Origin of the sequence: Peteryoungia wuzhouensis (genome assembly GCF_003205195.1) — a bacterium.
GTDB classification, from domain to species: domain Bacteria; phylum Pseudomonadota; class Alphaproteobacteria; order Rhizobiales; family Rhizobiaceae; genus Allorhizobium; species Allorhizobium wuzhouense.
Genome location: NZ_QJRY01000001.1, coordinates 721,744 through 744,469, shown reverse-complemented (window position 1 = coordinate 744,469; position 22,726 = coordinate 721,744). Strand labels below are relative to the sequence as shown.

18 protein-coding genes are annotated in these 22,726 nt (G+C 62.6%); 10 read left to right on the top strand and 8 right to left on the bottom strand.

The window, feature by feature from the left end; all coding sequences use genetic code 11:
- The 3 genes from DMY87_RS03710 to DMY87_RS03700 all read left to right on the top strand — a co-directional run bounded on the left by DMY87_RS03710 (position 1) and on the right by DMY87_RS03700 (position 6,426).
- On the top strand, positions 1-3,885 hold the full coding sequence (locus DMY87_RS03710) for an ATP-binding protein (protein WP_110789907.1): 3,885 nt from the start codon (positions 1-3) through the stop codon (positions 3,883-3,885).
- 133 nt (positions 3,886-4,018) lie between these two features.
- Positions 4,019-4,675 (top strand): LysE family translocator, encoded by a 657-nt coding sequence (locus tag DMY87_RS03705; protein WP_165826157.1) that lies wholly within the window; start codon positions 4,019-4,021, stop codon positions 4,673-4,675.
- A 176-nt stretch (positions 4,676-4,851) separates the two neighbouring features.
- The gene (locus DMY87_RS03700) at positions 4,852-6,426 is read left to right on the top strand and encodes an ABC transporter permease (protein ID WP_110790368.1); all 1,575 of its coding nucleotides are present in this window, start codon (positions 4,852-4,854) and stop codon (positions 6,424-6,426) included.
- A gap of 238 nt (positions 6,427-6,664) precedes the next feature.
- Here the strand turns inward: DMY87_RS03700 and DMY87_RS03695 are convergent, their stop codons facing one another.
- Complete coding sequence (locus tag DMY87_RS03695; protein ID WP_110789906.1) at positions 6,665-8,614, bottom strand: acetoacetate--CoA ligase; 1,950 nt, start codon at positions 8,612-8,614, stop codon at positions 6,665-6,667.
- A 165-nt stretch (positions 8,615-8,779) separates the two neighbouring features.
- Between DMY87_RS03695 and DMY87_RS03690 the strand changes: the two genes are divergently transcribed.
- Together DMY87_RS03690 and DMY87_RS03685 are read left to right on the top strand one after the other, a co-directional pair.
- Positions 8,780-10,651, top strand: a complete 1,872-nt coding sequence (locus DMY87_RS03690) for an AsmA family protein (protein WP_110789905.1) — start codon at positions 8,780-8,782, stop codon at positions 10,649-10,651.
- Between the two features lie 89 nt (positions 10,652-10,740).
- Positions 10,741-10,983, top strand: coding sequence for a hypothetical protein (locus tag DMY87_RS03685; protein WP_165826133.1), 243 nt, complete (start codon positions 10,741-10,743; stop codon positions 10,981-10,983).
- A gap of 31 nt (positions 10,984-11,014) precedes the next feature.
- Here DMY87_RS03685 and DMY87_RS03680 read toward each other — a convergent pair whose 3' ends face one another.
- The 5 genes from DMY87_RS03680 to DMY87_RS03660 all read right to left on the bottom strand — a co-directional run bounded on the left by DMY87_RS03680 (position 11,015) and on the right by DMY87_RS03660 (position 16,684).
- On the bottom strand, positions 11,015-11,836 hold the full coding sequence (locus tag DMY87_RS03680; RefSeq protein WP_110789904.1) for an ABC transporter permease: 822 nt from the start codon (positions 11,834-11,836) through the stop codon (positions 11,015-11,017).
- Between the two features lie 9 nt (positions 11,837-11,845).
- On the bottom strand, positions 11,846-12,754 hold the full coding sequence (locus tag DMY87_RS03675) for an ABC transporter permease subunit (protein ID WP_110789903.1): 909 nt from the start codon (positions 12,752-12,754) through the stop codon (positions 11,846-11,848).
- Between the two features lie 10 nt (positions 12,755-12,764).
- The gene (locus DMY87_RS03670; RefSeq protein WP_110789902.1) at positions 12,765-13,919 is read right to left on the bottom strand and encodes an ABC transporter ATP-binding protein; all 1,155 of its coding nucleotides are present in this window, start codon (positions 13,917-13,919) and stop codon (positions 12,765-12,767) included.
- Between the two features lie 88 nt (positions 13,920-14,007).
- Positions 14,008-15,108 carry a polyamine ABC transporter substrate-binding protein gene (locus tag DMY87_RS03665; RefSeq protein ID WP_110789901.1) on the bottom strand — a complete coding sequence of 367 codons (1,101 nt, stop codon included), beginning with the start codon at positions 15,106-15,108 and terminating at the stop codon, positions 14,008-14,010.
- A 148-nt stretch (positions 15,109-15,256) separates the two neighbouring features.
- A complete protein-coding gene (locus DMY87_RS03660) occupies positions 15,257-16,684 on the bottom strand; it encodes a helix-turn-helix domain-containing protein (protein WP_110789900.1) in 1,428 nt (475 codons plus the stop codon).
- A 237-nt stretch (positions 16,685-16,921) separates the two neighbouring features.
- On the opposite strand from DMY87_RS03660, the gene aceA reads away from it, so the two are divergent.
- Together aceA and DMY87_RS03650 are read left to right on the top strand one after the other, a co-directional pair.
- Positions 16,922-18,211, top strand: coding sequence for an isocitrate lyase (aceA, locus tag DMY87_RS03655; protein ID WP_110789899.1), 1,290 nt, complete (start codon positions 16,922-16,924; stop codon positions 18,209-18,211).
- A gap of 161 nt (positions 18,212-18,372) precedes the next feature.
- Positions 18,373-18,618, top strand: coding sequence for an SMc00767 family acetate metabolism repressor (locus DMY87_RS03650; RefSeq protein ID WP_110789898.1), 246 nt, complete (start codon positions 18,373-18,375; stop codon positions 18,616-18,618).
- Positions 18,619-18,726: 108 nt separating this feature from the next.
- Here the strand turns inward: DMY87_RS03650 and DMY87_RS03645 are convergent, their stop codons facing one another.
- Both DMY87_RS03645 and DMY87_RS03640 read right to left on the bottom strand, forming a co-directional pair.
- A complete protein-coding gene (locus tag DMY87_RS03645; protein WP_110789897.1) occupies positions 18,727-19,830 on the bottom strand; it encodes a branched-chain amino acid aminotransferase in 1,104 nt (367 codons plus the stop codon).
- 174 nt (positions 19,831-20,004) lie between these two features.
- Positions 20,005-20,634: a HupE/UreJ family protein gene (locus DMY87_RS03640; protein ID WP_110789896.1), complete on the bottom strand. Its 630-nt coding sequence runs from the start codon at positions 20,632-20,634 to the stop codon at positions 20,005-20,007.
- A gap of 187 nt (positions 20,635-20,821) precedes the next feature.
- Between DMY87_RS03640 and DMY87_RS03635 the strand changes: the two genes are divergently transcribed.
- The 3 genes from DMY87_RS03635 to DMY87_RS03625 are packed head-to-tail and all read left to right on the top strand — an operon-like array spanning position 20,822 to position 22,718.
- A complete protein-coding gene (locus DMY87_RS03635; protein WP_110789895.1) occupies positions 20,822-21,412 on the top strand; it encodes a HupE/UreJ family protein in 591 nt (196 codons plus the stop codon).
- Positions 21,412-22,122 carry a hypothetical protein gene (locus tag DMY87_RS03630; RefSeq protein WP_110789894.1) on the top strand — a complete coding sequence of 237 codons (711 nt, stop codon included), beginning with the start codon at positions 21,412-21,414 and terminating at the stop codon, positions 22,120-22,122. Before DMY87_RS03635 ends, DMY87_RS03630 begins: the two co-directional genes overlap by 1 nt.
- Positions 22,122-22,718, top strand: a complete 597-nt coding sequence (locus tag DMY87_RS03625) for a DUF1007 family protein (RefSeq protein WP_110789893.1) — start codon at positions 22,122-22,124, stop codon at positions 22,716-22,718. Before DMY87_RS03630 ends, DMY87_RS03625 begins: the two co-directional genes overlap by 1 nt.
- Positions 22,719-22,726 lie beyond the last annotated feature (8 nt).

The following is a 22,726-nucleotide window of genomic DNA, read 5'->3' as shown; positions in this document are numbered from 1 at the left end:
ATGCCCGCCCAGTACCCCTTCATCGATGTCGCCGTGCACGATCTGATCCGCCCCCGGCTGGCCAGGGGCGAGGCTCTCGTGCTGTTTTCGCCGGCGCTCGAGCGTGTCCTGTGGTGCAATGGCGCGGGCGCCCGATTCTTCGGCCAGGCCTCGATTTATGACTTCCTCGAAGAGGGGCCGGATCGCGCGGACGTGACCTTCCGTCAGATCGATGCCGCCACCCGACAGCTGCAGGCAACCGGCGACAGCCGCAGCCTGATGCTGCGCGTCACATCGGGATTCCAGAAGATTCCGGTCACGGCAACCGCCGAGCGCATCGAAATTCGCGCCGGCGAGCCCGTCGTCCTCCTGGCGGTTCCCGCCCTTGGCAAGGGTCGGCTTGGCATTGCCGAGCGCGCGCGGGACCTGATGAGCGGCTTCGATGATCCCGACACCCATATGGCGGTCCTCGATTCGGACGGCAATGTGGTTGCCGGTTCTGCCGAGTTCGCCAAGCTCGGCATGACCACGCACACGGCACGCATGCTGATCGCCCTCGTCGAGGCGGATGCCGATCGCCTCGTGAAGCGTCCGATCCCGACCGGCCGCGGTTACCTGCCGGCCGCGATCGGCAAGATTTCCGACGATCCGTCGCTGCATCTGCTGTTCGCCGTGGAGACGATTCTCGGACAGATGGACCCGAGCGACGATTTCAACGAGACAGCGGCCGTGGAGGCGGTCTCGGAACCCCTGGAATCGGATCTGCCGGTGGCGATCGCCGAGCCGGTGCGCGCCGACGATACCGACGAGCCGGCAGCTGCGGATATGGAGCAGGTCGAAGATACGGCTGATTCTGTCGAGACTGCAGAACCCTTCTCCGCCGTGATCGATGCGATCGGTGAAATCGAGGAAATCGAGCCGGTAGCGGAAGATGACGCCGCGCTCGATTACACCGGCGTGGAAACACAGGCCGCAGACGAACGCGCAGGAGATGACGGCGCGGAAACCGAAACCGCGCCGGACGCCACGGCCGAGCTTCAGGGTGATGAAATCATCGCCGGCGAAGATCAGGATCTTCCGGAAACGGTTGCCGCGACTGAACCGGAAGAGACGCTTGCGGCAGACGAAGCCGTAAGCCCGGATCAGTCTCAGAACAGCGAAGCCGAAGCCCTGCCGGAGGCTGCGCCCGATGCGGCGCCTGCCGTGACAGACACACCGTCCGATCCGACCGCCGAAGCCGCAACCACCGTCCGCATGTTCTCCTCGCCCGTTCTCGCCGGGGATAAGCCCTTCGTTTTCGAACGCGGCCGCCGCGCCACGCGTTTCGTCTGGAAGATCGATGCCGAAGGGCGCTTTAGCGAAGTCTCGCCGGAATTCGCCCACGCCGTTGGGCCACGGGCGGCCGATATCAACGGTGTCGCCTTTTCCGACCTCGCCGCCCTTTTTAATCTCGACCCGGAAGGCAAGATCGGTGAGCTTCTGAAGAAGCGCGACACCTGGTCCGGAAAGACCATCCTCTGGCCGGTCGAGGGAACGAGCCTCGTCGTGCCCGTCGACCTCGCAGCTTTGCCCACCTACACCCGCAACCGTGATTTCGACGGCTTCCGCGGCTTCGGCATCGTTCGCGGCACGGATGCACAGGAAGACCCCAATGCAACGGGCCTGACCTTCGTGCCGTCGGCCGACAGCGCAGATATGCTGTCAGCAGCGCCTGAACTTGCCGAAACGACGCGCGAGGAGGATCTCGAAGAGTTCCTGTCCGAGCTGCGTGAAGGGGAAGACCATCCGCCGGAGGATTTCGAAGAAGAGCAGCGTCATCATCCTGAGCTCGATGATGTCGACACCTGGATTGTCGGCGGCGACGACGACAACGAAACCGACCTCGATGCCGGCGTTTCAGAGGCCGGGGAGGGGGATCGGAGCACGGACACCGACGCTGACGCCACCGAAACCGCTATGCCAGTCAAGGCTGAGGATGCTCCTCCGACAACGGTTTACGAACCGCCGGTGCTGCGCATCATGCAGCCGCAAAAGCAGAGCCAGCCGGACAAGATCGTCCAGCTCGAAGAACACCGCAGCCGCAGCCGCGATAACCTGACCCCGGGCGAACAGGCGGCCTTCCGCGAGATTGCCCGCAAGCTCGACCCCTTGGGGCTGCGGGCGCGGGTGGAGGAATCCCTCAACCCGGCAGCCGCCCCGCCGCCGGCGCTCCGCATGTCGCCGCCGACATCGCCGTCAGCTCCGCCGGAGACCCCGTCGGGGCACGAACCTGTGTTCCCGCGCACCGAGCCGACACAGGCTGAAGCAGCCGAGCCCGCCACCCCGACCGAAGCCGGTCGTGCGGCAACGCCCCCGGTCGAGCTTCCGCCCGCGCCGGTCATCGACGGTCTCCCGTCCCGTCGCGATCGCAGCCTCAGCGCCGAAATCGTCGACCTGATGCCCGTGGCGCTGCTCGTTCATGTCGGCGACAGGCTGATCCACGCCAATCCGGAATTCTTCGCGCTCACCGGTTATTCCTCCCTGGAGGATCTGGAAGCCGTCGGTGGCCTCGATGCGTTGATCCAGCGCCAGGATGTCGACGAAGAAGGTGGCCAGAGCGCCCGCATGGTTGCGGTCTGCGCCGATGATCGCCTCGTGCCGGTCACCGCCCGCCTGCAATCCGTCCGCTTCGACGATGCAAGCGCCCTGATGCTCGCCTTGATCGCCCAGCCTGGCCACACGACCAAGGCAGAAGAAGGGGACGGCCCGCGCGAGGAAACGACCCCGCCGGGTGAACTCGCGCGCCTCAAGGTCGAGGTCGACGAGTTGCGCTCGATCCTGGAAACCGCGACCGACGGCGTCGTCATCCTGGATGCAGACGGCGACATTCGCTCGATGAACCGGGCCGCCAGTGCGCTGTTCAATTTCGACGACCTGGAAACGCGCGGCAAACCCTTTGTCATGCTGTTTGCCCATGAAAGCCAGAAGTCGATCCTCGACTACCTGAGCGACCTCTCCGGTCATGGCGTGGCGAGCGTCTTGAACGACGGGCGCGAGGTCATCGGGCGCGAGGCCTCCGGTGGCTTCCTGCCGCTCTTCATGACCATCGGCCGTCTGAACTCCTCGAACGGCTATTGCGCCGTGATCCGTGACATCACCCAGTGGAAGCGCACGGAAGAAGAACTGCGCAACGCCAAGCGTGCCGCCGAGACGGCAAACGCCCACAAGACCGATTTCCTCGCCCGCGTCAGCCACGAGATCCGCACGCCGCTCAACGCCATCATCGGCTTTGCCGACATGATGGCCAACGAACATTTTGGCCCGGTCGGCCATCCGCGTTACGGCGAATATGCCCATGACATCGTGCGCTCTGGCCGTCATGTGCTCGACATCGTCAACGACCTGCTCGATATCTCCAAGATCGAAGCCGGCGAGATGGAGCTCGATTTCGCGTCTGTGGGCCTGAACGACATGGTGCAGGCGGCGGTCTCGATCGTCCAGCCGCAGGCCAATAGCCAGCGCGTGATCATTCGCACGGCTTTGTCCCAGGCTGTCCCGAACGTTGTCGCCGACGGCCGCTCGATCAAGCAGATCGCGCTCAACATCCTCGCCAACGCCATTCGTTACACGCCCTCGGGCGGCCAGATCATCGTCTCCACCGCCTATGAGGCAAACGGCAGCGTCATCCTGCGCATCCGCGATACCGGCATCGGCATGTCACGCAGCGAACTGGAACAGGCGATGAAGCCGTTCCGCCAGGTCTCGACCGGCACGCCGCGCAATCGCGGCGACGGCACGGGCCTTGGCCTGCCGCTCACCAAGGCCATGGTCGACGCCAATCGCGCCCAGTTTGCGATCTCGTCCACCCCGAACGAGGGCACGCTCGTGGAAGTCACCTTCCCCTCGCCACGGGTACTGGCGGACTGAATTCTGAAGGACCCGGCGTTGCCCGGGTATCTAGGGTTTGAGGGAGGTCTGCCAGGTCGTTAGCCTCCGTGTTGTGACAGGGGCCTGGCAAGGTGAGTGCCTCGCGGACATCTAGGAAAAGGCGGATTTGATTGTGACCACGATGGGCGTTCTCGCCATCATTCTCCTCGCAATCGCCGTCGGCGCGATGAGCCCAGGGCCGAGCTTCGTGCTGGTATCGCGCATCTCCATGTCCCATTCGCGCATCCACGGCCTGGCCTGCGCCATCGGCATGGGACTTGGCGGCGCGCTCTTCGCGACCTTGGCCCTTGTCGGCCTAGTCGCACTGCTCCAGCAGGTGGAATGGCTTTATCTGGTGTTGAAATTGGCCGGCGGCCTTTACCTCGTCTATCTCGGCATCCGGATCTGGCAGGGTGCGAAGGTGCCGATGACACCCGTCAGCGGCGGCGAGGCAGGTCAACTCTCCTCGCCTTGGCGCAGCCTCGGCTTGGCTTTCGCCACCCAGGTCAGCAATCCAAAGACAGCTGTGGTTTATGCCAGCATTTTTGCCGCCATGATGCCGGTGACCCCGTCACTCGCTCTATTGCTGGCCCTGCCGCCGGCAATCTTCCTGGTCGAGGCGGGCTGGTATGCCATTGTTGCCTTTGCCTTTTCGGCTGAGCGGGCACAGCGGGTCTATCTGCGCTGGAAGACGGGCATCGATCGCCTGGCCGGTCTGGTGATCGGCGCGCTTGGTCTGCGTCTCCTTGGCGAAACGCTTTCTTCTGCATCGCGCCTGACCCTGCGGTGATTGGGACGGTTTCCTTCGGCCGGCCTTTGCGCTAGAGGAAAGCCACTCCCGTATCCGCAAGGGCCGACAGCTTGTACTCAGACGCCAGCTCGGGCACAGCCCCCTCGATCCAATCTCTTCGCACACGAACCGGTGTCGCCACCCGGGCGGCCCTGCTCGTGGCCCTGGTCGTCGTCATGCCGATCGTCGCGATCTTTTTCATTGGACTGTCGTCCGATCCGGAGAACTGGCAGCACATGCTGACCAATGTCATCCCGAAGGCGGGTCTGCGCACGCTCTGGCTGCTGCTGTTTACCGGGCTGGTCACCTCCGCCTTCGGCATCGGCACGGCCTGGCTGGTCGCTGCCTGCGATTTTCCCTTCCGCCGTATCCTGTCGCCAGCCCTTGTTCTGCCGCTCGCTATCCCGTCTTATCTCGCCGCCTATGCCTTCGGCGAATTTCTGGATTTCACCGGCCCGGTGCAAACGCTGTATCGGGGAGTTTTCGGCTACACCTCCGCGCGCGACTACAGCTTCTTCGAAGTCAGGTCCCTGAGCGGTGCCGTGCTGGTCATGTCATCGGTGCTCTATCCATACATCTATCTTGCATGCCGCTCGATGTTCCTGATGCAGGGACGCGCGGCGGCCGATGTTGCCCGCACGCTGGGCGCCAGCCCGTTGCGCGTCTTCGCCCGCATCCAGGTGCCGATGGCAAAGCCCGCCATCATGATCGGCCTTACGCTGGTGATGATGGAAACGCTCAACGACATCGGCGCAGTCGAATATCTCGGCGTGCAGACGCTGACGTTCTCGATCTACGACACCTGGCTCAACCGTGGCAGCCTGGCCGGTGCCGCGCAGATCGCCTGCGTCATGCTCGCACTGGTGGCGCTTCTGCTCTTTGTCGAGAGACATGCCCGCAAGCGCCAGCGTTTTGCCAGCCACAAGACGACTGCCGTTGTCGTCGATGCCGTCAGGCTGAAGCTTCGGGGCGCCAAAGGCGTCTTGGCGAGCCTGTTCTGCCTTCTGCCCATTCTGCTTGGGTTCGTCGTGCCGGTGAGCGTGCTCGGTGGTTTTGCCCTTCGGCGCCTGGGAGATTTCCTCCAGCCGAGACTGCTGGATGCCCTGTGGCACTCGACCGTCATCTCCGCAACGGCCGCCCTGATCACGGTCTTCCTCGCCTTTGTGCTCGCCTATGCGGCCCGCACCGAGCGTTCCCGTCTGGCGCGCGGTGCCAGCCGCTTCGCGTCCCTCGGCTACGGCATTCCCGGAACCGTGCTCGGCATCGGCGTGTTGATCCCGCTGGCTGCCTTCGACAACGCGTTTGACGGTTTCTTGCGTGAGACATTCGGCATATCCAGCGGGCTTCTCTTGTCCGGTACGGGTTTTGCCATCGTCTATGCCTATACCGTGCGTTTCCTCACCATGGCCGAAGGCACCATCGACGCCGGTTTCCAGAAGCTGTCGCCGCATCTCGACATGGCCGCCCGCACGCTCGGACGATCCGGGCCGCAGACGCTCCGGCAGGTGCTCCTGCCCAATCTGAGGCCAGCCGTTCTGACAGCCGGTCTTCTGGTGTTCATCGAAACGCTGAAGGAACTCTCCGCCACCATCCTGTTGCGACCGTTCAACTTCAATACCTTGGCGACACTCGTCTACGAAGATGCCTCGCGCGGCATGGCGCAAGATGCGGCCGTCGCCGCCATCATCATCATTCTCGCTGGGTTGGTGCCGGTACTGCTCGTGTCGCGTTCGCTGGACGACAAGCGCTGATGACAAAAAAATGGGCGGCCGAAGCCGCCCGCAGTGGATGCTGTCGAACCGGAGAAGAAAGCGATCAACATCATGTCTTCGGAGCCGTCGCTGGCTCTGACCGCACATCATCGTGCGTCTCCAAGTTGCCGATAGTCTTGCCAAACCCGGCTTAACAGATCCTTACCGCCGGTGCCCGCGGACTACCCTAGAATTGAGGTGTTATGTCCGGGGCGGCAGGTTTCGGGACACAATCACGTCAACTCCGTAATTGCGGCAGATTGGCGAAGAGATCGAGCGCGTCCGGGTTGGCCAGCGCTTCCTTGTTCTTCACCGGACGGCCATGCACCACTTCCCGTACGGCAAGTTCCACGATCTTGCCCGACTTGGTGCGGGGAATGTCGCTGACCTGAATGATCTTCGCCGGCACGTGCCGCGGCGAGGCACCCGTGCGGATCTTCGCCTTGATCTTCTTCTCCAGCGCCTCGTCGAGCGTAAGCCCCGGCGCCAGGCGCACGAAGAGGATGACGCGCACGTCGTCCTCGAAGTCCTGTCCGATGCAGATCGCCTCGATCACCTCGTCCAATTGTTCGACCTGATTGTAGATCTCCGCCGTTCCAATGCGCACGCCGCCCGGATTGAGCGTGGCGTCCGAACGGCCGTGGATGATGATCCCGCCATGCTCGGTCCATTCGGCAAAATCGCCATGGCACCAGACATTGTCGAAACGGTCGAAATAGGCGGCATGATACTTGGCACCGTCAGGGTCGTTCCAGAACATGATCGGCATCGAAGGAAAGGCCTTTGTGCAGACCAGCTCACCCTTCTCGCCACGCACCGGTTGGCCCTCGTCGTTCCAAACGTCCATGGCAAGGCCCAGCCCCGGCCCCTGGATCTCCCCACGCCAGACCGGCTTCAGCGGATTGCCCAGCACGAAGCAGGAGACGATGTCGGTGCCGCCGGAAATCGAGGCAAGCTGGATGTCGCCCTTGATCCCCTCATAGACGAAGGAAAAGCCTTCGGGAGACAAGGGAGACCCGGTCGAGGTCATGAGACGAAGGCTCGAAAGATCATGAGTCGTCTTCGGCGTCAGTCCCCCCTTTCGCACGGCGTCGATATATTTGGCGGAGGTCCCGAAGATCGCAAACCGTTCCTCAGCCGCATAATCGAACAGAACATTGCCATCGGGGTAGAAGGGCGAACCGTCGAAGAGGCAAAGCGTTGCGCCACAGGCGAGCCCAGACGCAAGCCAGTTCCACATCATCCAGCCGCAGGTGGTGAAGTAGAACAGCCGGTCGCCGGCACTGATACCGCAATGAAACCGGTGTTCCTTCAGATGCTGCAACAAGGTGCCGCCGGCTGAATGCACGATGCACTTCGGCACGCCCGTCGTCCCGGATGAGAAGAGGATGTAGAGCGGATGGGCGAAGGGCAGGCGGCGGTAGACAATCTCCTTGACGGAAAACGGCGAGACGAACTGTTCGAGGCTTCGGCCGTCCTGAAGTTTTTCGACGAGCGCTGCCGTCTCTCCGGCATAGGGAACGATGAGCACAGGCACGCCAAGCCTGGCCCCAACGGCCACTACCTTGTCGGCGACATCCTGTCGCTTGCCGTTGTACCAGTAGCCGTCACAGGCGATGAACAGGCTCGGCTCAATTTGGCCGAACCGGTCCAGAGCGCCCTGTTCGCCGAAATCGGGCGAGCAGGACGACCAGATGGCGCCGAGCGAACTGGCAGCCAGCATCAGCGCGATGGTTTCGGGCATGTTGGGCATCATCGCGGCGATACGGTCCCCAGGGCCGATCCCCAAGGCCTGCATCGCCTGCTGCAGGCGGGAGACCATGGCGGTCAGTCTCTGCCAGCTCCAGCGGTCTGAGACCTTGTTCTCACCACGGAAAATCAGCGCATCGCCTTCGCCTGCATGCGCGAGCAGGTTCTCTGCGAAGTTGAGTTGGGCTTCGGGAAAGAAGCGTGCCTGCAGCATGTCGTCTTCATTCGCGAGCGCAATGCCGCCCTTCGTTCCGACAACGCCGCAATAGTCCCAAACCGCCGACCAGAATGCACCCCGATCGCTGGTCGACCATGTATGGAAGCTGTCATAATCCGCAAACGAGGTCCCAAGAGAGGATTCGCACCAATCGATGAAATGGCTCAGGGGTTGGGCGGCCTTGAATGCCTCCGACGGGACCCAAAGGGGGGCTTGTTCCATAAAATTCTCCTCCGCAGATGGCTGAGGTTTATAGCATAGTGCAGTGCGACATGAAGCGGGATTTGCGGCATCAATGGGTGCGAGACCATTTGCAGCAGGAGGCCAAATCCTGTATCGCGCAGGAAGCTTGCCAACCGGTCCTAAAGTTCCGGCAAAGGAAAATGGATGTCATCAGCCGATCGTCTTTCGCGACAGGATGATAGAGCAGCGCACAGGACGAAGTGGCGCCGCCTGCTGAAGCTCGTCCTGGTCCCGATTGTGATCCTGGTCGTCGGCTCTATCGGTCTTCGGCTGGCGGCCCCCCATCTGGTTTCGAGCGCCCTGGTGCGCTCCGCACTGGCGTCGGCGGTGTCGCGTTGGACGGGGCACGATGTCTCGATCGATGACGTCGCGGAGATCACCTTCTGGCCGGAGCCGCAGGTGACATTGACAGGTATCACGGTGAGCCGTGGAAAGGGTGCGTCGCGCCAGATTCTCGGCGAGATAGATGCCCTCTCGGCAAGTTTCAGCCTTCTCTCGGCAGTCCGCGGCCAGCCGCGCTTCAACGCCTTCGAATTCGTCCGCCCGAAGATCCGCATCGAACGGGGTGCGGATGGAGGGCTCGACTGGAGCAACGAGGGACGCCTCAGTGAGGCAGTGCGCTCGGTCATGCCGAGCGGGGCGGGCGGACAGCAGATCGAAACGGGCATGGATGCCGATGTCGGCACGGTGGATGTGGTCGATGGCGAGGTCCTTCTCGTGGATGCCGCAAGCGGTCGAAACTTCGAGGCGCGTGGCGTCACCGCAGAGATCGACTGGCCAAAGCTGTCATCCGCACTCTCAGGCAAGGCATCGTTCACCTATGACGGTGCGCCGGTCTCCTTGAAACTGGAAACGGGCGCGCCGCTGCTGATGATCGGCGGCCAGGATGCCACGATCAGTGTGTCTGCCGAAGTCCCGGGCATGACGGGCAAGTTCGCGGGCGCGGTCAACCTGCGCCACGGCATTGCCGGCAGCAGTGATATCGAGCTGTCGCTGACCGACGTCTCGGCGGTCGCGGCACTCGCCGGCGTCCGGGTCGCCGGGACCGAGAGCTGGAAAAAAGCCTCGCTCAAGACCCGGCTGATCAAGGCGGATGACGAATGGCGCCTGGAGGACTTCAATTTCGGCGTCAATGACAGCCGGGGCCAAGGCTTCCTGGCCGTTCGCCGAGCGCCCGACAGTCGGCCGATGCTGAGCGGCACGCTCGCACTCGATCATCTGGAGCTTGAAGATCTGCTGCAGGCCCTGTCGATCGAGATCGGCGACCGGGCCGACGTGCGCCTGCCGAGCCTGACACGCTGGCTCGATTTCGATTTGCGCCTGTCTGCCGGCACCGCCACGCTGACACCGTTCGAATTGGAGAATGTGGGCGCGAGCCTCATCGGCCGTGGAGATCAGCTGAAGCTGGTGATCGCAGACAGCGAGTTCCTCGGTGGTTCTCTCAGCGCCCGGATCAGCGGCACGGGTGATGGCTTCAGCGAAGGCGCGGAACTTGCCGTGATGATCAGCGATGCGCGCCTCGGTGACCTGGCCAAAGGGCTCGCCTTGGACGGGCCGGCCATTGCCGGGACAGGCTCCATCGATCTCAATGCGCGGCTGACCGGCGCCGGCTGGCGTCGCAACATCGAGACCATGTCGGGGACCCTGCGCATTTCTTCCAATGCCGGCGAGCTGCAAGGTTTCGACGTCGATGGTATCCGGCGGTTCGCGCTCGACCGGGCCTATTTCCAGTTGAGTGCAGCGGGGACGGGGCATCTCGATTTCGACCGCTTCGACATGCGGGCACGATTTGCCAACGGGTCGGCCGAGATCGAGCGCTGTGTTTTTGTCGGCGCGGATCAATCGCTCTCGTTCTCCGGCATCATACCCTACAGCCGAAAGGCGCTGGCGATGATCGGCGAGCTGTCGCCTTCGTCAACGGCTCCATCTGAGGGCGCAGTACGCTTCTTCATCGGAGGCGGGTTCGCCGATCCCGTCATCTCCCCCATTCCGCCCGCAGCCTCTGCAAACCCATAAAGAACAGGGGGCTTGAGAAGCGGGACAGTTCACTTCGGTTCGGCACGCGTTACTATGTGTCGAATCGATGAACGTCTGGGGGACGGACGGTGCAGGCATTCGTTTCGGGCTTGATCAAGATGGCGCTGGCCTCGCTGATCGCGGGGACGCTTCTGTCCTTCTTCGGACTGACACCACGCACGGTGCTCGATGGCTTGGGGCTGACGGCACAGGACATTCAGGATGGCATCGTCGCGGCATTTGCCTGGACCGCCCCACGAATGCTCATGGGCGCGATCGTGATCATTCCGCTGTGGTTCCTCACCTACATGCTGTTGCCGCCCCGCGGATAAGCGGGACGGCAATGGAAAACCGTCTTCAGTCTCAGGCCGTTACCCCGCGGGCAGCGACATGTTCATCACGCTGGCGCTGCAACTCGCGCTGCTTGGTGCCGATCGACGCGATGATCACGCCGATCGTGACGATCCCGATCAGGATGGTGCAGACTGCGTTGATCTCCGGGGTCACCCCGAGGCGCACCTGCGAATAGATCTTGATCGGAAGCGTCGTTGCGCCCGGTCCCGTGGTGAAGCTGGCGATCACGAGGTCATCGAGCGACAGCGTGAAGGCCAGCATCCAGCCGGATATCACCGCAGGCAGGATAAGCGGCAGAGTGATCTTGAAGAAGGTCTTGACCGGCGGGCAGCCGAGATCATGCGCGGCCTCCTCAAGACTGGTGTCGAAAGTCAGCAGTCGCGACTGCACGACGATCGCCACATAACACATGGTGAAGGTCGTATGGGCGATGACGACCGTCACGAGGCCGCGATCGACGCCGATGGCGACGAAGAGCAGCAGCAGCGAAAGGCCGGTGATCACCTCCGGCATGACGAGCGGTGCATACACCATGCCGGAAAACAGCAGCCGGCCGGGAAACCGGCCGTAGCGGACGAGTGCCAGCGCCGTGAGCGTGCCCAGGATGGTGCCGAGGGTCGCGCTCAAGAGCCCGACCCTGAGGGTCACCCAGGCTGCACTCATCAGGCCCTCGTTCTGCCACATGGCGCCATACCATTTCAGCGAGAATCCGCCCCAGACAGTGACCAGTTTGGAATCGTTGAACGAGTAGATCACCAGGATCAGGATCGGGATATAGAGGAAGGCGAAGCCGATGGTCAGGATCGTCGCGTCGAATTTACCAGGTTTCATCGGTCCACCTCACGCTTTCTGCTGCTGGTTCTGGAAGATCGCAATCGGAACCACCAGAAGCAGGAGAAGGAGGACAGCGACCGCCGAGGCAAGTGGCCAGTCGCGGTTACCGAAGAACTCGGTCCACAGCGTCTTGCCGATCATCAGCGTCTGGGCGCCGCCCAGCAGGTCCGGGATGACGAATTCCCCGGTGATCGGAATGAAGCAGATCATCGCGCCTGCAATGACACCGGGAATGGAGAGCGGGAAGGTGATCTTCCAGAACGCCTTCCAGGGCGGGCAGCCGAGATCGCTGGCAGCCTCGAGCAGCGTGCCGTCCATCTTTTCGAGGGCCGAATAGAGCGGAAGCACCATGAACGGCAGGTAGGAATAGACGATGCCGATGAAGACGGCGATCTCGGTGCGGAAGATCTGCACCTGATTGCCTTCGTCCATGAGGCCGAGCGAATGCAGCAGCGCCGTCAGCAGACCTTCGGGTTTCAGGATCCCGATCCAGGCGTAGACGCGGATCAGGAACGAGGTCCAGAAGGGTAGGATGACCAGCATGACCAGCGTCGGCCGGATGGTGACGGACGCACGCGCCATGGCGAGCGCCATCGGATAGCCGATCAGAAGCAGCAGCAGGGTCGAGATCGCCGCGATGCGCAGCGACGACACATAGGCGTTGAAATAGAGGGGGTCTTCCGTGAGGAAGGTATAGTTCTCGAAGTCGAGCTGGCGGAAGAAGTCGCCGATGGCAGACAGCCCGTCAAGCACGGGCACGTAGGGCGGCATCGCAATTGCCGTGTCCGAGAGCGAGATCTTCACGATGATCAGGAAGGGGGCGACGAAGAACAGCACCATCCACAGATAGGGGATGATGACGACCAGCCAGCGGGCTGGACCGGATGTGGTGGAAGCGGCGACGGGTTCGGCCATGTCGCCCTCCTCAGCGTGTCAGGACGAGGCCGGCATCGCCCGGCCAGGACAGCCAGACCATGTCGCCAAAGGTGATGGGCCGGTCGACCAGCCGCGAAACATTCGCCTGGGCAGCGCGGAACATGCGTCCGTCATCCAGTTTGACGATGAAGATTGAAAAGTCGCCGAGATATCCGATGTCCCACACTTCGCCATGAAGCGCGTTGGGCGTGGCCTCATCGGGCTTGGAAGTCGAGATGCGCACCTTTTCCGGCCGGATGGCGAACGCGACGCTGTCGCCCACATTGGCATCACAGGTCTGGTCGACGGTGATCAGCGCGCCGTCGCAATCCACTTTGACCAGCTCCCCGGCCGTGCCGGTCTCCTTGGCGGCGACCTTGCCTTCGAGAATGTTGATGTCGCCGATGAAGTCGGCCACGTAGCGCGAATTCGGCGCCTCGTAGATTTCCGCCGGCGTTGCCACCTGGACAAGGATGCCCTTGTCCATGACCGCGATCCGGTCGGAAACGGTCATCGCCTCTTCCTGGTCGTGGGTGACAATCAGGAAGGTAAGGCCAAGCTTGGTCTGGATGTCCATCAGCTCGAATTGGGTCTCTTCGCGCAGTTTGCGGTCGAGAGCCCCGAGCGGTTCGTCGAGCAGCAGCACCTTCGGGCGTTTGGCAAGCGAGCGCGCCAGCGCCACGCGCTGACGCTGGCCGCCCGACAGCTGGTTCGGCTTGCGTTTCGCAAAGGTCTCAAGCTTGACGAGCTTCAGCATCTCCTGAACGCGGGCATCGATCTCGCCTTTTGGCAGGTTGTCCTGCTCCAGGCCGAACGCGATGTTCTTCTCCACCGTCATGTGCGGGAAGAGCGCATAGGACTGGAACATCATGTTGGTCGGACGCTTGTAGGGCGGCGTGCCGGCAAGGTCCTTGCCCTGCAGCAGGATGCGACCCGATGTCGGCTGTTCGAAGCCGGCCAGCATGCGCATCAGGGTCGTCTTGCCGCAACCGGACGGGCCGAGCAGCGAGAAGAATTCGCGCTCGTAGATATCGAGTGTCAGGTTGTCGACAGCGATGAAATCGCCAAAGCGTTTGGTCACGTTTTCGAACCGGATGAACGGCACGGCGTCCGCTTCGGTCCACGGAGAGAATTTGCGTTTAACAGGTCCCAATGACTTCGCCATTACCCGATCCCAGTCGTGTTTTGATTATTGCCCCAAGCAGGAAGTAAAACGCCGGACGCTTGGAGCGCCCGGCGGTGTGTGTCGGCAATTAGCTGCCGGTCTTGATTTGTGTCCAGACCCGGTTCAGCACGCGCTGTTCTTTCGGGCCATAAGGCTGGATCGTGAAGAGTTTCGCCATCACGTCTTCAGGCGGATAGACTGACGGATTGTTGCGAACTGACGGATCGATCAGCTCCTGGGACGCCAGATTGCCGTTGGCATACTGAACATAGTTCGAGGCCTTGGCGATGACGTCGGGCTTCATCATGAAGTTGATGAATTCGTGCGCCTCGGCAACATTCTGCGCATCCGCCGGGATGGCCATGTTGTCGAACCACATATAGGTGCCTTCCTTCGGGATCACGTAGTTGATCTCGACGCCGTTCTTGGCTTCTTCCGCACGAGCCTTGGCCTGCAGGATGTCGCCCGACCAGCCGATCGTGACGCAGATATCGCCATTGGCGAGGTCGTCGATATAGGCCGAGGAATTGAAGGTACGGACCGAAGGACGGATCTTCGAATAGACCTCGCCGCCGGCTTCGAGATCGGCAGTATCCTTGCTGTCCGGGTTCTTGCCGGCATAGTTCATGGCAATCGCGAAGGTCTCGTCGGAGGCGTCGAGGATGTTGAGACCGCACTTTGCCAGTTTCTCGGCGTTTTCAGGCTTGAACACCGCATCCCAGCTATCGACCTTGAAATCGGCGCCCAGAACTTCCTTCACCTTGGCGACGTTGTAGCCGATGCCGGTGGTGCCCCACATGTAGTTCACGGCATATTCGTTGCCGGGATCGTATTTCGCCAGACGCTCGGACACTTCCGGCCACATGTTCTTCAGGTTGGGCAGCTTCGCCTTGTCGAGCTTCTGAAACACGCCGGCCTGGATCTGGCGTGCAAGGAAGGGCGCGGTCGGCACGACCACGTCATAGCCGGATCCACCAGCAAGCAGCTTGGTCTCAAGCAGCTCGTTGGAATCGAACACGTCGTAGACGACCTTGATACCGGTTTCCTTGGTGAATTCCTGCAGCACCGACTCGTCGATATAGTCCGACCAGTTATAGACGTGTACGACGCGCTCCTGCGCCTGGACAGCCGATGTGATGAAGATCGTCGCCAGGGCCACTGACGCCGTACGGATGAAATGAGCCTTCATTTTTTCTCCTGTTCCAGCCTTGGGGAGCGAGAGCCCCCGATGCCATTCCCGTTATTTTTTAAGAGACTAGAAAGGAATTGGACGTGCGACAAGCAAAATTCTTCGCGGACGCGAAGGCAGTGGGCGTCTTGTCAGCGAAGCCGATCGTTCATTGAAAATCGAAGGCAGAGAGCCCGGTGACCATTTCATCGAGGCCGAGCGGCCGCGTCAGCGGTGGCTCGGCGCGGGCCAGACAGCCGGATCTCTCGCACAGACGGCAGGCCGCGCCGATGCCGATCGGCGCGACGGTCCGGTCGGGCAGGGCGGCGGCATAGGCCACGTCGTCGCGATGGGCAATGTCGCAGGCGACCAGCATGGCGGTGCGGCGGATCCGCTCGCCGAACCCCGCCTGCGGCCCCTCCAGGGTGCGCGATATCGTCAGAAAGCCTGCGCCATCCGGCATCTCGACCTGCTCGACCAGAACCTGTCCCGGCTGCGCGAAGGCCGCATGCACATTGAGCTTGGGACAGGCGCCACCGAACTTCGAATGCGGATACCCTTGAGCACCCGACCGCCGGAAGCGGTTGCCGGCATTATCCACCTCCATCATGAAGAAAGGCAGACCGGCAGCGCCGGGTCGCTGCAGCATGGTGAGCCTGTTGGCGGCCTGTTCGAAGGAGACGTTGAAGCGCGCCCGCAGGATGTCGATGTCATAACGCGCGCGGATCGCTGCAGAGAGGAACGTGCCGTAGGGCATCATCAGGGCATGTGCGCCATAGCGCGCCAGTTCGAAGCGACCGAGCCGCCGCGCTTCGCCGGAGCTCAGTTCAAGCGCCTCCAGTTCGGCTTGCACAACCTCCCCCAGTGCCAGCAAGGCGACTTCCATCGCCACCTCCCGCAACTGGTCGAAGGCGGACAGCCGTTCCGACAGGAAGAGCCGCATGGAGTGACGGTCATAGCGTCGCCGCAGCGACGGCATCGTCTGCACAGGAAGAGCGCGAACCACGATCCCGTGCGTGTTGCGCAACCAGGATTTCAGGGCGACCGCCAGATCATCGCCCGCCGTAAGCCCCAGGTTAGAATGAAAAGCTTCCGCTGCCTCGTCCAGCCGGCCAAAATAGTTCGCCCGGCGCTCGAAGACCTCCCGCACCTCGTCGATTGGCAGGCGCGCGCCTGAGAGCGACGTCTGGTGCCCCTCGCGCGCGAGAAGATCGGCAAGGTCGGAAAGCCGCGCCGCCTGTTCGCGATAGGCGCGGTAGAGCTTGATGATGCCGCTCGCCGCATTGGGGGCGGCCTCCGCCACCTCGATCAGTTCCTGATCGCCGGGCAGTTCGCCCGACAGCAACGGGTCGGCAAAGACCTCGCGCAATTGGCTGGCCGTGCCGCCGGCCTCGCCCTGCAGTTCGTCGAGATCCACCTTATAGACAGAGGCGAGCTTCAGGAGCAGTTGAACGGTCAACGGGCGCTGGTTGCGTTCGATCAGGTTGAGATAGGAGGGCGAGATCTCCAGCGCCTCCGCCATGGCCGTCTGGGTCAGGCCCAACCCGTTGCGAATGCGCCGCACCCGGGGTCCTGCAAAGATTTTGCGCTCCGCCAATTTACAGATCCTTACAAAAGAGGCCGCTGATTGCCTCTGAAGTTCTTTGACTAACTTTACAAATTTACATTGCGTTCCTGTCAAAGGCAAGACAGCCTGACCTCTTTCAGGCCGTTGTTTTATCGAATTTTCTAGCCCTGTTTTGCGGTGCGGTGTAAATCTAGTCACATCAAAAGCGGCCAAGAAAAACTCGGAAGTTTCGCTTGCCCGCGCCGAGCAGTGACAGGGAGACACGTCATGACTGAATTTTACAATCTCGTTCCGAATGCCCCGAAGGGCCGTTATGACGGCATCGATCGTCCCTATACTGCAGAAGACGTGAAGCGCCTGCGCGGCTCGGTCGAGATCAAATACACGCTCGCCGAAATGGGGGCGAACCGCCTCTGGAAGCTGATCAACGAAGAGCCCTTCATCAACGCACTCGGCGCTCTCTCGGGCAACCAGGCCATGCAGATGGTTCGTGCCGGCCTGAAGGCCATCTACCTCTCCGGCTGGCAGGTTGCCGCTGACGCGAATACGGCTTCTGCCATGTATCCGGACCAGTCGCTCTATCCGGCCAATGCAGCACCGGAGCTTGCCAAGCGCATCAACAAGACACTGCAGCGTGCCGACCAGATCGAAACGCAGGAAGGCAAGGGCCTGTCGGTCGACACCTGGTTTGCCCCGATCGTCGCTGATGCGGAAGCCGGCTTCGGTGGCCCGCTCAACGCCTTCGAGATCATGAAGGCCTTCATCGAAGCCGGTGCTGCTGGCGTTCACTTCGAAGACCAGCTCGCCTCGGAAAAGAAGTGCGGCCATCTCGGCGGCAAGGTTCTGATCCCGACCCAGGCCCATATCCGCAACCTGACGGCTGCCCGTCTTGCCGCTGACGTCATGGGCGTGCCGACGCTGATCGTTGCCCGCACGGACGCCGAGGCCGCAAAGCTTCTGACCTCCGACATCGACGAGCGCGACCAGCCTTTCGTCGACTATGATGCCGGCCGCACGGCGGAAGGCTTCTACCAGGTCAAGAACGGCATCGAGCCCTGCATCGCCCGTGCGATCGCCTATGCGCCGCACTGCGACATGATCTGGATGGAGACCGGCAAGCCGGATCTCGAACAGGCCCGCAAGTTTGCCGAAGCGGTGCACAAGGTCCATCCGGGCAAGAAGCTCGCCTACAACTGCTCGCCGTCCTTCAATTGGAAAAAGCATCTCGACGACGCGACGATCGCCAAGTTCCAGCGGGAACTCGGTGCCATGGGCTACAAGTTCCAGTTCATCACGCTCGCCGGTTTCCACCAGCTGAACTACGGCATGTTCGAACTGGCGCGCGGTTATAAGGATCGCCAGATGGCCGCCTATTCGGAGCTGCAGGAGGCGGAATTCGCGGCGGAAGTGAACGGTTACACCGCGACCAAGCACCAGCGCGAAGTCGGCACCGGCTATTTCGACGCCGTCTCGCTCGCCATCACCGCCGGTCAGTCCTCGACGACGGCGATGAAGGAATCGACCGAAACCGAGCAGTTCAAGCCGGCGGCCGAGTAAGGATCGCACCCTCCCCTTGATGGGGAGGGTCGGCACGCAGTGCCGGGGTGGGGTGACCACCGCAATCATCAAAGGTTCACCCCCACCCGCAGCTAAGCTGCGACCTCCCCCTCAAGGGGGAGGTGACTTCAAAAACCCCTGACATCAAGAGGAGAAATGCGATGACACCCCAGACCCGAGTCAAGGAACGCGCCGAAGAACAGTCCTCGGCCATGAGCACCGATCAGCAGGCGATGATCCGCATGCTGGCCAACGACCTGCACCGTCTCAACCACTCGATCATGAAGGCCGTCGATGCTGGCGTCTCGGTCGAACTCGTTCGCTCGGCCCGTCACCATGGCGGTGACGGCAACTGGGGTGATCTCCTGATCCCCGTCATCGTGACCCAGGGCAACCACGCGGCCTGATCCTGAGACACGAGATCCCCTGTCCGGCCCCTGACCTCCGGATTGGAACCGCACAGTGATCGCCTCTCCCGTGAGGAGGATCGCTGTGCGGCTTTTTTGTGTGTGCCCTTAGAGGCGGGTGACGTCCTTCACCCAGTCATAGGGATCGGCCACCGTGCCGCGCTGGATGCCGGTCAGCTGATTGCGCAGCTTTTCCGTTTCCATGCCGGTGCCTGCATTGCCAATGACGAACTCACCCTCCGGATGGCGCACCGTCCCGATCGCGGCGACCACGGCGGCCGTGCCGCAGGCAAAGGCCTCGCGCAGCTTGCCGCTCTTGGCATCCGCCATCCACTCGTCGAAGGAATAGGGGCGCTCGATGACCTTCAAGCCGTTGTCACCGGCAAGCTTGATGATCGAGTTGCGGGTAATGCCGGGCAGGATGGTGCCGGACAGCGGCGGGGTGACGACCGTGCCGTCATCCATAACGAAGAAGACGTTCATGCCGCCCAGTTCTTCGATCCACTTGTGTTCGGCAGCGTCGAGGAAGACGACCTGGTCGCAACCACGGCTCGAGGCTTCCTTCTGAGCAAGCAGGCTCGCGGCATAATTGCCGCCGCACTTGGCCGCACCCGTGCCGCCGGGGGCCGCACGCGTATAGTGCTCGCTGACCCACAGAGTGACCGGCTTGCTGCCGCCCTTGAAATAGGGGCCGACAGGCGAGGCGATGACGCTGAAGATGTATTCGCGCGAGGGGCGCACACCGAGGAAGGTCTCGCTCGCAAACATGAAGGGGCGCAGATAGAGGCTGCCTTCGCCTTCCGGCACCCACTTGGCGTCGATCTTGACCAGTTCCTCGACCGCCTTCAGGAACAACTCTTCCGGAATTTCCGGCATCGCCATGCGTTCGGCAGAACGGTTGAACCGACGGGCATTCTCTTCCGGGCGGAACAGGGTGATGCGGCCGTCCGCGCCTTTGTAGGCCTTCATGCCTTCGAAGATTTCCTGCGCATAATGCAGCACGCTCGCGGCCGGGTCGATCTGGAACGGGCCGCGGGCCTTCACTTCGGCCGAATGCCAGCCCTTGTCGGCGTGCCACTGCACCACGGCCATATGGTCGGTGAACAGCGTGCCGAAGCCCAGATTTTCGAAGGCCGCCAGCCGCTCGGCTTCAGGCATGGGAGAGGCATTGGGAACGATATGGAAGTCGAGCTCTGCGGTATTCGTGGTCATGAAAAGCCTGTGCCTGGATGTTCACGGTTTCGCGGGGCCGCACCGAAATTGCTCCGGCCGGCCGATGCCGTGGTTTGTGCGGTTCCGCGTCCATTTGTCAACTGAAACCGTATGGCTGCAATGCAGCAAAATGCGCCGGTGGGCAGGGGCTGCAGCCATCTGGAAGCCCGCGGTTCAGCCGGTGACGAGTGCCAGCAGGAACCAGACACCGGCAAGCGCGATCGCCGCACCGATTGCCTGCACCAATTTTCCCTGGGCAATCGGCTTCAGCGCAGCGCCGATGCCGATCCCGACCACGTGGATGACACCGGTCGAAACGACGAAGCCGACGGTGAAGGCCGCCGGATCGCTGGCGCGCGGCGCAAGCACGCCATGCGGGATGCCATGCAGGATGGCAAAGGCGGAGATCAGCGCCAGCGCCAGCCATTCCGGGGCCTTCCAGGCCGCAGCGATCGCTGCCCCCAGCGCCAGCACCGAGATGGCGATCCCGGCCTGCACGATGCCGGATGGCAGGATCTCCAGCATGCCGGCAACGCCGCCAATGCACATGACCAGCGGGAAGGTGGCCGGCAGCGTCCAGACAGAGCGCCCGCCCATCTGCGCGCCCCAAAGGCCAACCGCCAGCATGGCGAGGAAATGGTCCGGCCCCGCCAGCGGGTGGCCGAAACCGGAACCGAAGCCACCGAGCGGGCCATCCATCACATGCGCCTGGGCGAGCGAGGGAATGAAAAGAAATGCGACTGCCAGTCCGGCAGCCGCGAGGCTCTGCCGCGTTGGGGCCGCCTTGCTGGATAGTCTGTCCATCATCCCGCTCCGATGTCATGTCTCGGTGGCAGCGCCCGTCGGCTCGACAGGGTCTCAACCACCATTGCCCATCTACAGTTTCGCGCGATTCGGATATAGTCGTGGCGGCACGATGCTTCGCTTCTGCCTCATCGCGATTTTGCCGCAAATCTGGTTTCAGCCTTCCCCACCCAGTTTGGAGATTTCTATGCCGTCCATTCGCCTCCTTCCTCATCTCATCCTCGCCGCACTTCTTTTCGCGCTGCCGTCGGTGGCAGAGGCTCACGTGCTGGTGGGTGAGGGGGGCGGTTTCCTGCATGGTTTTGAACACCCGCTCTCCGGGCTCGATCACATGCTGGCCATGTTCTGCGTGGGTCTCTGGGGTGCCCAGATGGGCGGTCGCTCAGTCTGGAGCCTGCCGATCGCCTTTCCGTTGATCATGGTCGCGGGCGGCATGATGGGCATTGCCGGCATCCCGCTTCCCGCCGTCGAAAGCGGCATTGCACTCTCGATCATCGTGCTGGGTGCCGCCATCGCCTGCCTCTGGCGTCCGCCGGAATGGCTGGCCCTCGTCGTCATCGGCGTCTTCGCCATCTTCCATGGTTATGCCCATGGCGCCGAACTCCCGAATGCCGCTGATCCCGCCGACTATGCCTTCGGCTTCGTTGTCGCCACCGGCCTCATCCATCTCGCCGGCATTGCCGTCGGCCTCGGCTTCCAGCGTCTGCATGGCGGCCAGCTTGCCCGCGCACTCGGCGGCCTGATCGGCCTCGGCGGCGTCTATTTCCTCGTCGCCTGATGGCTCTTCCGCCATCCCGGCTGGTTCCGCTGATCGTGCCGGCATTGGCCGTGCTGGTCTTCGCTGTCTTGCTGGCCTCCGGAATGCAGAACGGCTCGTCCGCCTTTGCCGCCATCCTCACCGTAGAATTGCTGCTGCCGTTGGTCGGCGTCGCGGTCGTGCTTGGACAGCTGGCGCAGGCCCAGCGTGTCTGGGCCTTGTTTGCCATCGTCCTTGGCGCGACAGTCGGCCTTCTGTTCCGCGAGGCGTTTTATATCCTCATGGCGCCGGTTCCGGGCGCGGCCGCCCACCTGTTTCTCGCCGGGCCGATTGCCTGCGCCCTGACTGGTCTTATCCTGATCCTCCCGCCAACGATGCGAGCGCCCGTCGCCCTGCCGCTACTGCCGGTGGCTGCGGCTGCGCTTGCGATTGCCACCCGCCTCGGCGATCCCGCCCTCTTTGCCCGGCATTATCTCGAAACGGCCATTGCGCTGCAGGTCTCCATCCTCACGGCGGTCGCCTGGCCCGTGGCGCATTTTCCCCATCCTGTCCTGCAAACCGCCTCCCGAATTCTCGGAAGCTGGATGCTCGCCGTTGCCCTTCTCTATGGCGGGGCCTATGTCGCCGGGCGCGACGGCGGCCTGATACCGCCACCCTTCCCCGAGATCCCCTTCGAGGAGAACGTCGGCACCCATGCGGGTGGACCCGAAACACTGGCGGAGCCGATCTGATGATGCGCCGCCTGTCGATCTTCGCAGCGATCTCTTCCGTCGTCTTCGGGCTGGCTGGTGCCGTCGCGGCTCACCCTGATATTGCAGCCTCCGTCCGCCTGATCTTCGCGCTGGAGGGCACCCGGTTGACGGGTCTCACCGAACGCCTCGCCTTTGACGCCGCGACCAGCGCACGCCTGCTGGCCCGCTTCGATGCCGACCGAGACGGTGTGCTGTCCGATGCTGAGGTGAGCCTGCTGGCAGATGAACTTCTGCCGCGCCTCGCAGAGCGCAACGCCTATACGGAGCTGCGGCTCGATGGTCGAAGCCTCTCCCTTCCGGAACCGGCGATCTCGGATCTGCAGCTGCATGACGGATATCTTGGGTTACGGCTCGAGTATCGTTTTCCAGAACAACCCGAAATCCGGGCTTCCACCCTCGGCGTTCTCCTACGCGACCGTGACCTCGTCATCGCATTCCGACCGGATCCGACCATGCCGGCAATCATCACGCCTGACGTCGAAGGTGCTTGTTCTACCAGCATCGAGGCGCGCCCGGACGAGGCCTATTTCGGCGGTCTGGTCACCCCAAGCCTGGTTACGCTGACCTGCCGATAACCGGTGGG

What these genes read in the sequence shown, in the direction of transcription:
- DMY87_RS03710 (WP_110789907.1), top strand. Translation starts at nt 1, where the DNA reads ATGCCCGCCCAGTACCCCTTCATCGATGTCGCCGTGCACGATCTGATC.
- DMY87_RS03700 (WP_110790368.1), top strand. Translation starts at nt 4,852, where the DNA reads ATGCCGATCGTCGCGATCTTTTTCATTGGACTGTCGTCCGATCCGGAG.
- DMY87_RS03695 (WP_110789906.1), bottom strand. Translation starts at nt 8,614, where the DNA reads ATGGAACAAGCCCCCCTTTGGGTCCCGTCGGAGGCATTCAAGGCCGCC.
- DMY87_RS03690 (WP_110789905.1), top strand. Translation starts at nt 8,780, where the DNA reads ATGTCATCAGCCGATCGTCTTTCGCGACAGGATGATAGAGCAGCGCAC.
- DMY87_RS03680 (WP_110789904.1), bottom strand. Translation starts at nt 11,836, where the DNA reads ATGAAACCTGGTAAATTCGACGCGACGATCCTGACCATCGGCTTCGCC.
- DMY87_RS03675 (WP_110789903.1), bottom strand. Translation starts at nt 12,754, where the DNA reads ATGGCCGAACCCGTCGCCGCTTCCACCACATCCGGTCCAGCCCGCTGG.
- DMY87_RS03670 (WP_110789902.1), bottom strand. Translation starts at nt 13,919, where the DNA reads ATGGCGAAGTCATTGGGACCTGTTAAACGCAAATTCTCTCCGTGGACC.
- DMY87_RS03665 (WP_110789901.1), bottom strand. Translation starts at nt 15,108, where the DNA reads ATGAAGGCTCATTTCATCCGTACGGCGTCAGTGGCCCTGGCGACGATC.
- aceA (WP_110789899.1), top strand. Translation starts at nt 16,922, where the DNA reads ATGACTGAATTTTACAATCTCGTTCCGAATGCCCCGAAGGGCCGTTAT.
- DMY87_RS03650 (WP_110789898.1), top strand. Translation starts at nt 18,373, where the DNA reads ATGACACCCCAGACCCGAGTCAAGGAACGCGCCGAAGAACAGTCCTCG.
- DMY87_RS03645 (WP_110789897.1), bottom strand. Translation starts at nt 19,830, where the DNA reads ATGACCACGAATACCGCAGAGCTCGACTTCCATATCGTTCCCAATGCC.
- DMY87_RS03640 (WP_110789896.1), bottom strand. Translation starts at nt 20,634, where the DNA reads ATGGACAGACTATCCAGCAAGGCGGCCCCAACGCGGCAGAGCCTCGCG.
- DMY87_RS03635 (WP_110789895.1), top strand. Translation starts at nt 20,822, where the DNA reads ATGCCGTCCATTCGCCTCCTTCCTCATCTCATCCTCGCCGCACTTCTT.
- DMY87_RS03630 (WP_110789894.1), top strand. Translation starts at nt 21,412, where the DNA reads ATGGCTCTTCCGCCATCCCGGCTGGTTCCGCTGATCGTGCCGGCATTG.
- DMY87_RS03625 (WP_110789893.1), top strand. Translation starts at nt 22,122, where the DNA reads ATGATGCGCCGCCTGTCGATCTTCGCAGCGATCTCTTCCGTCGTCTTC.